Origin of the sequence: Cognatiyoonia sp. IB215182 (assembly GCF_033963905.1) — a bacterium.
In the GTDB taxonomy this organism is placed as follows: domain Bacteria; phylum Pseudomonadota; class Alphaproteobacteria; order Rhodobacterales; family Rhodobacteraceae; genus Yoonia.
In genome coordinates this window covers 238,203-251,888 of the sequence record NZ_JAXBMB010000002.1, presented here as the reverse complement: position 1 = coordinate 251,888, position 13,686 = coordinate 238,203, and the positions used below count along the sequence as shown (strand labels likewise).

15 protein-coding genes and 1 pseudogene are annotated in these 13,686 nt (G+C 59.6%); 13 read left to right on the top strand and 3 right to left on the bottom strand.

Translation table 11 applies throughout. The features are described from left to right. Positions 1–30 precede the first annotated feature (30 nt). The 4 genes and pseudogenes from SLH47_RS04940 to SLH47_RS04925 all read left to right on the top strand — a co-directional run bounded on the left by SLH47_RS04940 (position 31) and on the right by SLH47_RS04925 (position 3,969). Positions 31–2,319: pseudogene (locus tag SLH47_RS04940) on the top strand (glycosyl hydrolase family 28-related protein). A 361-nt stretch (positions 2,320–2,680) separates the two neighbouring features. After that, positions 2,681–3,337 carry an urease accessory protein UreD gene (locus SLH47_RS04935; RefSeq protein WP_320238556.1) on the top strand — a complete coding sequence of 219 codons (657 nt, stop codon included), beginning with the start codon at positions 2,681–2,683 and terminating at the stop codon, positions 3,335–3,337. Between the two features lie 3 nt (positions 3,338–3,340). Beyond that, on the top strand, positions 3,341–3,643 hold the full coding sequence (locus SLH47_RS04930; RefSeq protein WP_320238267.1) for an urease subunit gamma: 303 nt from the start codon (positions 3,341–3,343) through the stop codon (positions 3,641–3,643). 20 nt (positions 3,644–3,663) lie between these two features. Beyond that, entirely contained in the window at positions 3,664–3,969 is a 306-nt protein-coding gene (locus SLH47_RS04925; RefSeq protein ID WP_320238266.1) for an urease subunit beta, read from the top strand. Positions 3,970–4,203: 234 nt separating this feature from the next. Here the strand turns inward: SLH47_RS04925 and SLH47_RS04920 are convergent, their stop codons facing one another. Next, positions 4,204–4,890: a hypothetical protein gene (locus tag SLH47_RS04920; RefSeq protein ID WP_320238265.1), complete on the bottom strand. Its 687-nt coding sequence runs from the start codon at positions 4,888–4,890 to the stop codon at positions 4,204–4,206. 66 nt (positions 4,891–4,956) lie between these two features. Between SLH47_RS04920 and ureC the strand changes: the two genes are divergently transcribed. From ureC to SLH47_RS04880, 8 genes are all read left to right on the top strand, one after another. Then, positions 4,957–6,717 (top strand): urease subunit alpha, encoded by a 1,761-nt coding sequence (gene ureC, locus SLH47_RS04915; protein WP_320238264.1) that lies wholly within the window; start codon positions 4,957–4,959, stop codon positions 6,715–6,717. Positions 6,718–6,831: 114 nt separating this feature from the next. Next, a complete protein-coding gene (locus SLH47_RS04910) occupies positions 6,832–7,044 on the top strand; it encodes a hypothetical protein (protein ID WP_320238263.1) in 213 nt (70 codons plus the stop codon). A 118-nt stretch (positions 7,045–7,162) separates the two neighbouring features. Beyond that, positions 7,163–7,714, top strand: a complete 552-nt coding sequence (locus SLH47_RS04905; RefSeq protein WP_320238262.1) for a hypothetical protein — start codon at positions 7,163–7,165, stop codon at positions 7,712–7,714. Continuing rightward, a complete protein-coding gene (locus tag SLH47_RS04900; protein ID WP_320238261.1) occupies positions 7,714–8,172 on the top strand; it encodes an urease accessory protein UreE in 459 nt (152 codons plus the stop codon). The genes SLH47_RS04905 and SLH47_RS04900 overlap by 1 nt, the downstream gene beginning before the upstream one ends. Next, positions 8,165–8,800 (top strand): urease accessory protein UreF, encoded by a 636-nt coding sequence (locus SLH47_RS04895; protein WP_413785625.1) that lies wholly within the window; start codon positions 8,165–8,167, stop codon positions 8,798–8,800. Before SLH47_RS04900 ends, SLH47_RS04895 begins: the two co-directional genes overlap by 8 nt. Beyond that, positions 8,797–9,198: a DUF3995 domain-containing protein gene (locus tag SLH47_RS04890; RefSeq protein ID WP_320238259.1), complete on the top strand. Its 402-nt coding sequence runs from the start codon at positions 8,797–8,799 to the stop codon at positions 9,196–9,198. The genes SLH47_RS04895 and SLH47_RS04890 overlap by 4 nt, the downstream gene beginning before the upstream one ends. Then, complete coding sequence (ureG, locus tag SLH47_RS04885) at positions 9,199–9,807, top strand: urease accessory protein UreG (protein WP_320238258.1); 609 nt, start codon at positions 9,199–9,201, stop codon at positions 9,805–9,807. Positions 9,808–9,932: 125 nt separating this feature from the next. Next, the gene (locus SLH47_RS04880; protein WP_320238257.1) at positions 9,933–10,268 is read left to right on the top strand and encodes a hypothetical protein; all 336 of its coding nucleotides are present in this window, start codon (positions 9,933–9,935) and stop codon (positions 10,266–10,268) included. A 96-nt stretch (positions 10,269–10,364) separates the two neighbouring features. On the opposite strand, the gene SLH47_RS04875 is transcribed toward SLH47_RS04880, so the two are convergent. Beyond that, on the bottom strand, positions 10,365–11,030 hold the full coding sequence (locus tag SLH47_RS04875; RefSeq protein WP_320238256.1) for a hypothetical protein: 666 nt from the start codon (positions 11,028–11,030) through the stop codon (positions 10,365–10,367). 54 nt (positions 11,031–11,084) lie between these two features. Beyond that, positions 11,085–11,537 carry a YdcF family protein gene (locus tag SLH47_RS04870; RefSeq protein ID WP_320238255.1) on the bottom strand — a complete coding sequence of 151 codons (453 nt, stop codon included), beginning with the start codon at positions 11,535–11,537 and terminating at the stop codon, positions 11,085–11,087. A gap of 170 nt (positions 11,538–11,707) precedes the next feature. On the opposite strand from SLH47_RS04870, the gene acs reads away from it, so the two are divergent. Further along, complete coding sequence (gene acs, locus SLH47_RS04865; protein ID WP_320238254.1) at positions 11,708–13,666, top strand: acetate--CoA ligase; 1,959 nt, start codon at positions 11,708–11,710, stop codon at positions 13,664–13,666. Positions 13,667–13,686 lie beyond the last annotated feature (20 nt).

The window sequence follows — 13,686 nt, the reverse complement described above, 5'->3', positions numbered from 1 at the left end:
GCGCCCGCTGGCTGCCAAGAGGGTATTTTCATGAACAAGGCGATCACTGACGGTATTGTATTCAATCCATTGCCCTTTGCGGCAGGCCTGAGCATTTGGTCGAGCGGCGATGGCACGCCGGGGTCGGACACCTATGCCGTCAGCGGGTCAGGCGTGTTTGTGGCTGCCGATCAGGATTTTGGCGGCGCGTTGGAAGTGTTGAAGACGGATCCAGTGACGCGGGTCCGCTATATGGGCGAAACGCCCATCCTGCCCGGCTGCTATTTGCAGGTGAAGGCGCGCGTCAAGGCGGTCGCGGGCGCGTTGCCCGCCGTGCGTGTGTCAGGTTGAGCTGGGCTTGCTGGCGGTGCCCAGGCCACGGGACTGCCAGAGTTTGGACCATCGGTACAATTGACGACCTATGGCGAGGTTGTCGAGGTCAGCGCGATCATCGCTACCGCTGACCGCACCGGGGTTGATATGGTCTGGAACGGGGCGAATTACGGCCATCTGGGGCTGGATCTGACCGGGCCGACCGGTGGGCTGGTGCGGATCGATGATATTGAGATCACAGATGTCACATCCGTCTTCACGCGTGATCTGATCAGCCTTGTGGACGTTCGGGACTATGGCGCGAAGGGCGATGGCACAACTGACGACAGTGCGGCGTTTGAGGCGGCTGATGCTGCAGCCAACGGGCGTACGGTCATCGTCCCAGCCGGTGACTATCTGATTGGCCAGAACGTCACTATGGAAAGCGTCGTGCGGTTCGAAGGGCGGATCGTTCAGGCGCAGGAATTCCGCTTTATCCTGCAGCGAGAGTTCAACTACGACAGCTATTTCGCCGCCTTCAAGAACGAGGAACTGGCGTTCAAGAAGGCCTATCAGGCGCTGATCAACTTTGCCGATCATGAATCGCTCGACCTGAACGGGCGGCGGATCCTGTTGACGCAGCCTGTTGATATGCAGGCCTGCGATCCATCACGGGATCGGTTCGAGACGCGGCGGGTCATCCGTAACGGCCATTTCCAGCCGGAGGAAGGGGCGGCCTGGGATACTGATGTTGTGACATCGCAGGCCACTTATTCGACCTCGGACGACAACCGGCTGACCAATGTCGTGAATGTGGCCAGCATCGCCCTTGGTTCATTGGTCGAAGGCAATGGCGTCGGGCGTGAGGTATACGTCGAGGCGGTTGATGTCTCCGCCCAGACCATTCGCCTGAGCCGCCCGCTGTTCGATGCGGCGGGCACGCAGGAATTCACCTTCCGGCGTTTTAAATACATGCTGGATTTTTCCGGCTACACCAAGTTCAGCCAATTCATCCTGGACGATATCGAGTTTCAGGGGCGCGGCATTGCCAGCTGCATCATGATGGCACCGGATGGCTTTACGTTCCATGTGCGCGACTGCTTTATCAACCGTCCAAAGGATCGTGGCATCACGTCACCGGGTCGCGGGTGTCAGGGCATGATGCTGGACCGGTGCAACCTGATCTCGGACGAGCAGTCTGTGCCGGTTGTTGACCGCGTCAGCGTCGCGTTCAATGCCAACGCCAATGACGTCAAGATCCGCGACAACCGCACCAGCAAGTTCAAGCATTTCTGTGTTCTTGCTGGCTCTGGCAACCTGATCACGGGCAATCACTGGTTTCATGGGGATGATGAGGTCAACGGCCTTCGGCTCGGCGGTATTATCATCACGCTGCTTAATCCCAAGAGCATCTTCACAGGAAATTATTGTGACAACAACTTTATCGAATGGACCAATGAGCATTCCAGCGAACCGGCCTTGGGCAACCAGTTTTCATTTGGCGGGCTGACGATCACGGGCAATATGTTCACGACCAATGATGTGGCGGACTGGTTTAACTTCATCGTGATCAAGCCTTACGGGCCCGGCCATTTCATCAACGGGTTTGCGGTTGTCGGCAATGTTTTCCGGTCGCTTAACGGTCGGATTGACCGGGTAGAGCATGTGGATACCACCTTTGCGGATCTGGATTTCAACCGCACGCGCGATTTTCAGTTCACCGCAAATACGTTCCACAATGTGAATGAGCCGGTGTCGAACCCGGTTGTATTGACCCACGAGCAGGCGACCGAGGCGACAACTTGGGTGATGGACACAGGCTCTGCGCTGCCCTTTGGCGGAAATGCAAAGTTTGTGGATAGCGTGATGCCGGAGGGCGCGATCACCAATACCGCCGATGCCCGCATTCACGATCTGCCCTGGGCAGAGGGGGAGCAGGGGGCGGATCTGCAATCTGTCGATCTGAACTGGAGCACGGCGGTCAAAGGCCGCGTACGCTATCAGGTGCGCATGGATATCACCGAATAGCGCGAGCATCGTCGCGAAAGGGGCGTCCAAAAGGACGCCCCTTTTTGTTGCGTTGGATTTGCCTGCATTTTGTGCAAATCAAGCGTCTTGGCACGGTCGAAGGCATTTTTTGGGCTGCTTTGCTGGTCATCATGCCCGGTTTCTTGGCAGCTTTGCGGTAAGACCACCGCGCCGGACCAGACTGATTACCTACGCAGCGCAGATAGAAAGCCAAGAAGCCGTCCCCCTCGCCCCCCGCGCGCGGGGCGCTTTGCGCCTCAGCGCCAAAAGGCGCGAGGCAGACACCGTCATTGGTAATCTGCGTCAGCAAGGGTCGCTAAAGGCGCTTTTTCCAAGGGTCCGCGGTCGCGCCTTGCAGGCGGTGTTCTTGAATACGGCGGGAGGGCTGACGGGCGGGGACCACATGCAGATCGCGGCCCATGCGCAAGCGGATGCGCATATCATCCTTTCATCGCAGGCCGCCGAGCGCGCCTATCGCGCGCAGCCCGGCCAAGTCGCAAGGTCGGAGGTAACCCTGCACCTTGATGCCGGTGCCCGGATCGATTGGCTGCCGCAAGAGACCATCCTGTTCGACCATGCGGCACTAGACCGGCGGCTCAGTGTCCATCTTGCTGGGAATGCCACCGCTTTGATTGTTGAGCCGATCATCTTCGGCCGGGTCGCTATGGGTGAGCGGGTGTGCAAGCTGCATCTGACCGATCAGTGGTGGGTGTGGCGCGAAGATCGTCTGATCTTTGTCGATGCAATCCGCCTGACGGGCGATGCCGATCAACTCATGAAACGAACTGCCATTGGTGCGGGTGCCGGGGCTATGGCCACGGTTTTGTTCGCGGGCGCACAAGCTGCCGCCTTTGCCGACAGTTTTGAATTGCCGGATCTGAGCGGCGCTAGCCTGATCAATGACGATCTTCTGTTGATCCGGCTTCTGGCGCAAGACGGCTTTGACTTGCGCCGCCAATTGATCCCTATTGTCGAGGCATTGTCGTCTGCCCCGATCCCCCGTGTCTGGAGACTTTAGCCCATGCAACTGACCCCGCGTGAAAAAGACAAATTGCTGATCGCGATGGCCGCAGAGGTGGCGCGTAAGCGGCTGGCGCGGGGCGTGAAGCTGAACTACCCCGAAGCGATTGCGCTGATCACGGATGCGGTTGTGGAAGGTGCGCGGGATGGCCGGTCGGTGGCAGACATGATGGAGGCAGGGGCACAAGTCATTACCCGCGACGAGGTGATGGACGGCATAGCCGAAATGATCCACGAGGTTCAGGTTGAGGCGACATTCCCCGACGGCACGAAGCTGGTGACCGTGCACAACCCGATCCGCTGAAAGATGAGAGGAGCGACCAGATGAAACCAGGTGAGATGATGGTGGCCGAGGGAACACTGACCCTGAATGCGGGCGCCGAGCCGACAGTGCTTGAAGTTGCCAACACCGGTGACCGGCCCGTGCAGGTAGGCTCGCACTTTCATTTTGCGGAAACGAATGCGGCGCTCGATTTTGACCGCGACGCGGCGCATGGCAAGCGGTTGGACATAGCCGCTGGCACCGCCGTGCGGTTCGAGCCCGGACAGCGACGCGAGGTCACCCTGATCCCGCTTTCCGGTGCGGGGAAAGTCTTTGGCTTTAATGGCAAGATTATGGGGGCGTTGTGACAGTTGCATCTCAATTGCTGCGTTGCAGAAAGATGCTGCGCTGCGGAAAGAAACCTGTTATGATGGCGGCAACAGCAATGTCTATGGAACGAGGACACTGATGACACCCGCATTCACACTCACACTTTCCGCCGAAGCCATGCACGCTGTCAGCGCTGTGATCACTCAGCAGATGCGCTTGGCCGATGTCATGATTGATCAGACTTATGCGACTCAGCGCGCGCTCATGACACCCTATTGGAATGGCTCACCCGCCAAGCCAGTGATAGCCAAAGCCTCACCAAAGCCGCGCGCTACGGCGAAGACTGCCCCTAAGCCAAAGCCAGTTGCCAAGAAGGCGACACCAGCGAAACCGGCGCTCGTCAAACCGGCGCAGAAACCAACGGCCAAAAAGGCGGAACCTGTCGCTAAGCCGGCGCCAAAGGCACCTGCAGCCGCAAATGCGACCCCTGAGAAGGCACCCGTGACGGCCAAGGCCCCTGCGACCAAGCCTGCGCCAAAGGCAACACCGGCGGCGAAGACGCCAGCAAAGGCTGCGACGAAAGCGCCTGCGGCCAAGACAACAGCTGCAAAAGCGGCAGCGCCAAAGACGACCGCACCAAAGACAAAGGCACCAAAGGCGGTCGCCGCCAAAACCGCGACTGCCCCTGCCGTCAAGACGACCTCGGCGGCGACGCCGAAAGCTGCGGCAGCAAGAACCGCTCCTGCCAAAGCTCCCGCTGCCAAGACGGCGGCGCCGAAGCCGAAGTCAAAACCGAAGGCTGCGGCGGCCAAACCTGCGGCGGCCAAAACGGCGACGGCAAAGACGGCAACCGCAAAGGCGCCTGCAACCAAAACCCCGGCGGCAAAAACAACAACTGCGGCAAAGTCCGCTCCCGCTCCAAAAACTGCAGCCGCGCCCAAAACATCCAAGACGGTCACGGTGCCTGATACCCCTTGGGACGGCGACAAGGCACGCGCCAAAACATGAACAATTCGGAGACATAAATGCCTGCCACGATCGCTCGCGCCGATTACGCCGCAATGTTTGGCCCCACCGTGGGGGATCGTGTCAGGCTCGCCGATACCGACCTGATTATTGAAGTTGAACGGGACCTGACCGCTGAGCACGCAGGTAAGGCGCTTACCGGTGGTAGTGGCACCAACGCTCTCGCTTACGGCGAAGAAGTCAAGTTCGGTGGCGGTAAGGTTATCCGCGACGGGATGGGGCAAAGCCAGGCCACGCGCGCCGAGGGGGCTGTTGATACGGTCATAACCAATGCGCTGATCGTCGACTGGACCGGGATCATCAAGGCGGATGTGGGCCTGAAAGACGGTCAGATCGTCAAGATCGGCAAGGCAGGGAATCCAGATACACAGCCCGGCGTCGATATTGTCATTGGCCCCGGAACGGAGGCCATTGCGGGCGAGGGGCGGATCCTGACCGCCGGTGGGATCGACAGTCATATCCACTTCATCTGCCCGCAACAGATCGAAGATGCGCTGCATTCGGGCTTGACCACCATGATCGGCGGCGGCACCGGTCCGGCTCATGGCACGCTCGCCACCACCTGCACCCCCGGCCCCTGGCATATCGGGCGCATGTTGCAGGCGGCGGACGCGTTTCCGATGAACCTCGCCTTTGCGGGGAAGGGCAACGCGTCACTTCCCGCAGCACTGGAGGAGCAGGTGCAAGCCGGCGCATGCTGCCTGAAACTGCACGAAGACTGGGGTACGACCCCGGCGGCCATCGATAACTGCCTGAGCGTGGCGGATGCGATGGATGTCCAGGTGATGATCCACACCGACACGCTGAACGAAAGCGGGTTCGTGGAAAACACTGTCGCGGCCATGAAGGGCCGTACGATCCATGCCTTTCATACCGAAGGGGCGGGCGGTGGCCACGCGCCTGATATCATCAAGATCTGCGGTGAAAGCCATGTCTTGCCATCCTCCACCAACCCGACACGGCCCTTTACCGTCAACACGGTGGATGAGCATCTGGATATGCTGATGGTCTGCCACCACCTGGACAAATCCATCCCCGAAGACGTGGCCTTTGCCGAAAGCCGCATTCGGCGTGAGACCATTGCGGCCGAGGATATCCTGCACGACATGGGCGCCTTCAGCATCATCGCGTCGGACAGTCAGGCGATGGGCCGCGTGGGTGAGGTGATCATCCGGACCTGGCAGACCGCGGATAAGATGAAAAAACAGCGCGGCGCGCTGTCCGAAGAAACCGGCGATAACGACAACCTCCGCGTCCGCCGCTACATCGCGAAATACACGATCAATCCGGCGATTGCCCATGGGATCAGCGCCCATGTGGGATCGGTTGAAGAGGGCAAGCGCGCCGATCTCTGCTTGTGGAACCCGGCTTTCTTCGGCGTTAAGCCGGAAATGGTGCTGATGGGTGGCACGATCGTCTGTGCGCAGATGGGCGATCCGAACGCGTCTATCCCAACCCCGCAGCCGGTCTACACCAGGCCGATGTTCGGTGCCTATGGGCGGTCCGTCGAGAACTCTGCCGTGACCTTTGTCAGTGCGGCCGCGCAGGATGCCGGGCTTGGTGACAGCCTGGGCCTCGCCAAGAAAACGCTGCCCGTGGTCAACACGCGTGGTATCGGTAAGGCGGACCTGAAGTTGAACGACGCCATGCCTACGGTTGAGGTGAACCCCGAGACTTACGAGGTCCGTGCCGACGGCGAATTGCTGACCTGTCAGCCTGCAAAAGAGCTGCCCATGGCGCAGCGGTACTTCCTGTTCTGAAAGAGCGATGCAGCCCGCGCATAGTGGGTTTGCCGAAGCCCACATTGCGGGCTCTGCGGACGTGTCTTACCTGCGAGACAACAGACAACGGACACGCATTCAAGGGGCTCAAAAATGGCACAACGCATCAAAACAACGCTGAACTTCTACCGTAATTTGCTTGCTGAAACCACAGAGAAGGTTGGTCGGGCATTGGCAGCTTTGGTCGTTCAAAGCCAGCGTTATGCCGCAGTCGAGGCGCTTAATCACACCAGCGATGCAGAACTTGCGTCCAAGGGCCTGACCCGCGCGCAGGTCGCCGAACAGCTCTTTCGCCACGACGGCTAAGCCTTCGCCATTGCATCGCGGCCATGCTCGCGTAATCTGATCCGAGGTACTTTAGCCCGGGGGATCCGTTACGATGATGCTGCGAACCATTTGCGCGTGCTTATTTGCCAGCACTGCCATGGCGGATTGTCCCACCGGAGCGGATCGGGCGACCGGCATCCGCGCCACGCTCAGCGACGGGTCGGTGGAGGAGTATCGCGACCTCAGCCCCGGCCTTGTCGAACTGATCGCGCGCTACGAAGATGGCTATACGGCCCGCAATATCCTGGGGCAGGGCGTGTATGTGGTCGAACTTTCCGACCTTGAGGATGGGCAGATCGTGCCAACCTCACGCATCACATCCGCCTATCCGATGAGCGCTGAAAAGATGCCGATCCCGAAACCGGACACCGATTGGCAGGTAAAGGTCGCGATGCGGGACTCGGATGGGTTTTTTCAGGAAGAGCAGACGCATCGCTGGGGCGCGCTGACCAAGGTCACCTACACGGACTGCACCTATGACATGATCCCAGGTGAACTGACCTATCAGGGCGATGGCTACAGCTATTTTGAGGAAATCCACTATCTGCCCGCGCTGGGCTTGGGACTGCTTGTGTCCTACGCCACGGATGACGGCGCACCGCCTGACGTGTTCGAATATACCGAATTTGCGGTGATGGGCGGGGAGTGATGACCGCCACGGCGCATAGTATCCTGACAGCCGCACCAAATGTGGATGCGACTGTGTCGCTTACCTATGATGCGCGGCTTTTGCGCCGCAAACGGTTGACCACGGATGCCGGGGAGGCATTTCTCGTCGATCTCCCGCACACGACATCTGTCGATGCGGGCCATGCCTTTGCGCTGGATGACGGGCGGCACGTGGTGGTGAAGGCGGCGGATGAGCCGCTGATGCGGGTGACCGGCGATCTTGTGCGCCTCGCCTGGCATATCGGCAACCGGCATGCGCCGTGCGCTGTGGAGCCCGATGCGCTGATCGTGCAGCGCGAAAAGGTGATGCGCGCGATGCTGGAGCAGCTTGGTGCGACCGTCACCGATATGGATGGGCCGTTTACGCCCGAAGGTGGCGCTTACGGCCATGGGCGCACGATGAGCCATGACCATAGTCACTCTCATTCCCATGGATGACGGCGCACTTTTGACATTAACCCAATGGTTGTCACCGTCCTATCCGGTGGGAGCCTTCGCCTGGTCGCACGGGCTCGAACGCGCTGTTGGGCGCGGCGATGTAACGGATGCGGCAGGCCTGAAAGGATGGCTTGAGGACGTGCTGAGCCACGGTGCCGGACGCTCTGACGCGATCCTGCTTTGCGCGGCATATGAGGCCGAGGATGTCACGCCCTTGGCCGAACTTGCCGCCGCCCTCGCCCCGTCACGCGAAAGGCGGATGGAAACGCTGGAGCAGGGCGCCGCCTTCGCCGCGACAACCCGCGCGGTCTGGGGCTTTGATTTGCCCGATATGGCCTATCCTGTGGCGGTGGGCCGCGCGACCGCACTCGCCGGATTGCCGCTTGCCCCCACCGTGCGGGTCTGGCTGCAAGCCTTTGTTAGCAATCTGATCCAATGCGCCCAACGGCTTTTGCCGCTTGGCCAAACCGAAGGGCAGAGGATTTTGCGTGGCCTCGCGCCACTCATCAACCGGGTCGGCACAGAGGCGATGCAGGCAACGCTGGACGATATCGGCACCGCAACCTTTGCCGTCGACACTGCGTCAATGCAGCACCACGCGCAGTATTCTCGGATCTTCCGGTCATGAAGGTCCTTCTGACACTCATCCTCGGCCTGATCGCGGTAATCCATGCGCTATGGGGCCTGCAAATCTGGGTGCCGATCCGGGATGAGGAGGAACTGGCGCGCACTGTGGTTGGCGCGAAGGGGGTGACCCGCATGCCCGGTGCGATCCCGTGCTTTCTGGTGGTCGCCGCACTTTTGGTGATCATCGCCGCTCTCTGGTTGCCGCGCGTGCTGCTCGTGCTAGTCATACTCTGGGGTGCTTTTGCGGTGTTTCTGCTGCGCGGCGCGATTGCATATACCAAGTTTTGGCGCATGATGACGCCGGAGCAGCCATTCGCCGCAAATGACCGCAAATACTACGCGCCCTTGTGCCTTTTGATTGCGGCGGGGCTCTTGACCGTCTTGCTAGGAGGATCGTGAATGTCACCCAATGGACCGTTGCGCGTGGGGATTGGTGGACCGGTGGGTGCGGGTAAAACCACGCTGACGGCAGCACTGGCGAGCAAGTTGAAGGACCAGATCAGTCTGGGCGTGATCACCAACGATATCTACACGCAAGAGGATGCAGAGGCACTGATGCGCATGCAGATCCTGCCCGCCGATCGCGTGATGGGCGTCGAGACCGGGGGGTGCCCGCATACTGCGATCCGCGAAGATGCCTCGATCAACCTCGCCGCTGTGGCCAAGATGCGCGAGCGGCACGATGATCTCGACCTCATCCTGATCGAAAGCGGCGGTGACAACCTCTCGGCCACGTTCAGCCCCGAGCTTGCCGATGTGACGGTCTATGTGATTGACGTTGCTGCCGGCGAGGAGATCCCACGCAAAGGTGGGCCTGCCATCACGCGCTCCGACATCCTCGTCATCAACAAGACCGACCTGGCACCCCACGTAGGCGCATCACTGGACGTCATGGCCCGCGACGCCGCCCGCATGCGCGGCGACCTGCCCGTGGTCTTCGCGAGCCTCCGCCACGGCGACGGGATCGATCAGGTGAGTGACCTATTGCATCAGATTGGTGGGCTTTAGCAGGCAAAAGAGCTTCCGAGCGTCAGGTCTGAGACCGTCGCGACCGATGCAGCAATGCGCTCTTGTGCTTTCAATAAAGTTCGTTTGTGCTCTTCATTTCATTAGAAACGAATGAGCAGGCAGCGATGAAACGAACCATTGAAGATACTGACAAGTCCCGCAACCTTCAGGTGGCCGTCTCTGGCAAGTTGAGCCTGGAGGCAATGGAGACGGTTCTGACCGCCGTTGGCGAAGAGTTGGGGTTGGAATTGACGCATGCCACAACACTTAGCCGAAAAAAGTATCCCAACAACCGTCACTGGCACTTCAAAGAAGATCGTAAAAGAAAGGGATGTTTGGATGTGACCTACTGGCCTGAGGGCAAGCTTTTCTGGATTACGGTCAGAAACTACGAACCTGAATGGGTACATCGTTCAGGTCAAAATCTGGCCGAGTTGCTTTCGAAGCGCCCTGAGCTGTAATCCGCACCTAAACAGGCGTTTTGTGGAAAAGTTGGATCGTTGGTTTGTCCGTCAAGCCGCCCTTAAATCGTTCGCAAGACTAGCCCAGTATTTCCTCTAAAACGTCGACCAAATATTCAGCTTCAGCGCGCTTCCCTCATCCCCCGTCAGTGCCTGCACGGCACCCAAACTGACCCGGTGGTTATCGTTGATGCTGAATATGACCGCTGGGTTGATCTTAGCGTAAGTATCGCCGCTGAACCCTTCCCCTGTCTGCAATTGCAGCGTCGTCGTCCAGCGGTCCGACAGGTTATGCCCCCAGGTGAAGTCGGCCTTTGCGCGGAACATCCCGGTGATATCTCCGCGGGTCGCAGTGAAATCGATGGCAAACCACCCCGCATCATAGCCACGCCCCCAAAAGAGACCGCCCTGCACCAGATTTTCCTGTGGATTGAACTCATCCACGCGCACACCAAAGCCAAGGCTCGCCGCGAGCCGATCGCGCCCGACCGGGTCGCCCAGGGGAAACCGGCCAAAGACAAACCCGGTATCAATGCGCCCCTGATCAGCGGTGTGATAATCCACACCCACGGTCAAAAGGTCCGTCAGCCCATATTCCAGATAAAATGTCGGGTCATAATGCACAGGCAATTGCGCCCCGTCCGACAGCAGAAAATTTCCGCCCGAGGATATAAAGAACTGTCCCTTTTCACGCGCCCAGGCCCCAGCAAGGCCCGCCTGTGGCAACATCAAAAGGCAAATGAGGATCGCCAGCAACCGCATGACCTGCCCATCCCTTCCCGCCGGGCAGGGTGGTGGAAACTGGTTAATTGGCCGTTAAAGCTGGCGCAGTTTGCGGGCATAGACACGTCGCGCAAGCATCTCGCGCAGTCGGAGTCGCAGCCCCATTTCGTCCATCTGCGGGCAATCGGCTGTGGCCTGCAATCCGAAATGCCGTGCCACCATCAAAGCGCGTTTTGCATGATACCGATCCGTCACGATGATCACCTCTTTGCCAGGCAGCAGGGGCAAGGCGTTCTGGATGTTTTCCAATGTGGTCGTGGATTGGTCTTCCAGCACAATCGCGCTCTCCGGCACCCCCGCGGCGATCAGCAGATCGCGCATCGCGGCCGCTTCGGATGGAGGATGCGCCCCAAACCCTCCGCAGGCGATGATCTGCGCGGCCCGTTCCGCATGCCACAACGTCGCGGCATGGGCACTACGCCTGCGCAAAGTAGGCGAGGGGCCATTTGGCCACACCGCCGCGCCAAGAAGGATGATCGCCGTCATGCCACAGGTTTAGCCGCTCTGACGAGGCCACGAAAGCGGCGGCATATTTTTGAATAAATTCGCGCCACCGACCTTGGTGTGACTTGGATTCTTCTGCAATCTGATCATGATGAAACGTGGAGGACGGCGCGCCACTGGCCGCCATAACGAACCAAGCGGGAGGAGACGCCATGACCGACCAGCCAGCCGGAACCTATGCGCCATCAGCCGAGATGGCCGCAAACGCCCATGCCGATAAGGCAAAGTATGATGAGATGTATGCGGCCTCAATCAACGACCCCGAAGGGTTCTGGGCCGAGCATGGCAAACGCATCGACTGGGTCAAGCCGTTCACCAAGGTCAAGAACACCAGCTTCGCCCCCGGCGATATCGATATCAAATGGTTTGAGGATGGCACCCTGAATGTCAGCGCCAACTGCATCGACAGGCACCTGGCAACCCGCGGGGATCAGACGGCGATCATCTGGGAACCCGATGATCCGAACGATCAGCCGCTCCACATCACTTATGCGATGTTGCACGAAAAAACCTGTCTGATGGCCAATGTCCTGAAGGAAATGGGCGTGGGCAAAGGCGACCGCGTGGTGATCTATCTGCCGATGATCCCCGAAGCGGCCTATGCCATGCTGGCCTGCGCGCGGATCGGCGCCATCCATTCCATCGTTTTTGCCGGTTTCTCGGCCGAGGCTTTGGGTGCGCGCGTGAATGCCTGCGACGCCAAGGTCGTTATCACCGCCGATGGCGCACCGCGCGGCGGGCGGGTGACCAATCTGAAGGACAATGTGAACCAGGCGCTGATCAACGTGATCCACGACTGCAAATGCCTCGTGGTCAAGCGCACCGGCCAGCAGATCGCATGGCGGGGTGAGGCCGATTGCTGGCTCCATGAGATGGAGGAAAAAGTCTCGGCAGATTGCCCGCCGGAAGAAATGGCTGCCGAGGACCCATTGTTTATCCTCTACACCTCTGGCTCAACCGGCCAGCCCAAGGGCGTAGTGCATACGACAGGCGGTTACATCGTCTACGCGTCGATGACCCATCAATACACGTTCGACTATCACGACGGTGATATCTTCTGGTGCACCGCCGATGTGGGCTGGGTCACGGGCCACAGCTATATCGTCTATGGCCCGCTTGCCAACGGCGCCACGACGCTGATGTTTGAAGGTGTTCCGACTTACCCGGATGCGGGCCGGTTCTGGCAAGTCTGCGAAAAGTACAAGGTCAACCAGTTCTATACCGCCCCCACCGCCATTCGCGCGCTCATGGGGCAAGGCAATGAATTTGTTGAGAAATATGACCTTTCTGACTTGAAGGTCCTTGGCACCGTGGGCGAGCCGATCAACCCCGAGGCCTGGAACTGGTACAATGATGTCGTCGGCAAGGGAAAAGCGCCCATCGTCGACACTTGGTGGCAGACTGAAACCGGCGGGCATCTTTTGACGCCGCTGCCCGGGGCCACAGCGACGAAACCGGGTTCCGCGACGCTGCCCTTCTTCGGTGTGCAGCCCGTGATTCTGGAGCCGACCTCTGGCGAAGAAATCCACGACACGGCTGCCGAAGGCGTGCTGTGCATGAAAGACAGCTGGCCCGCCCAGATGCGCACCGTCTGGGGTGATCACGAGCGGTTTGAGAAGACCTATTTCAATGACTATAAGGGCTACTATTTCACCGGAGATGGCTGCAAACGCGACGCAGACGGGTACTATTGGATCACCGGCCGCGTGGATGATGTGATCAACGTCTCCGGCCACCGCATGGGTACTGCAGAGGTGGAAAGCGCCTTGGTCGCCCACGCCAAAGTGGCCGAGGCTGCCGTGGTGGGCTATCCGCACGATATCAAAGGGCAGGGCATCTATGCCTATGTGACCCTGATGAACGGGGAAGACCCCTCTGACGCGCTGCGCAAGGAACTAGAAACCTGGGTCCGGTCCGAGATCGGCCCGATTGCCAAGCCCGACCTGATCCAATGGGCGCCCGGCCTGCCTAAAACCCGCTCTGGCAAGATCATGCGGCGCATTCTGCGTAAGATTGCCGAGGATGACTATGGCGCGCTGGGCGACACCTCGACCTTGGCTGATCCGTCTGTGGTGGATGACCTGATCGAAAACCGGATGAACAAGCACTAAAGCTCTCGCGCGGTTTCGCA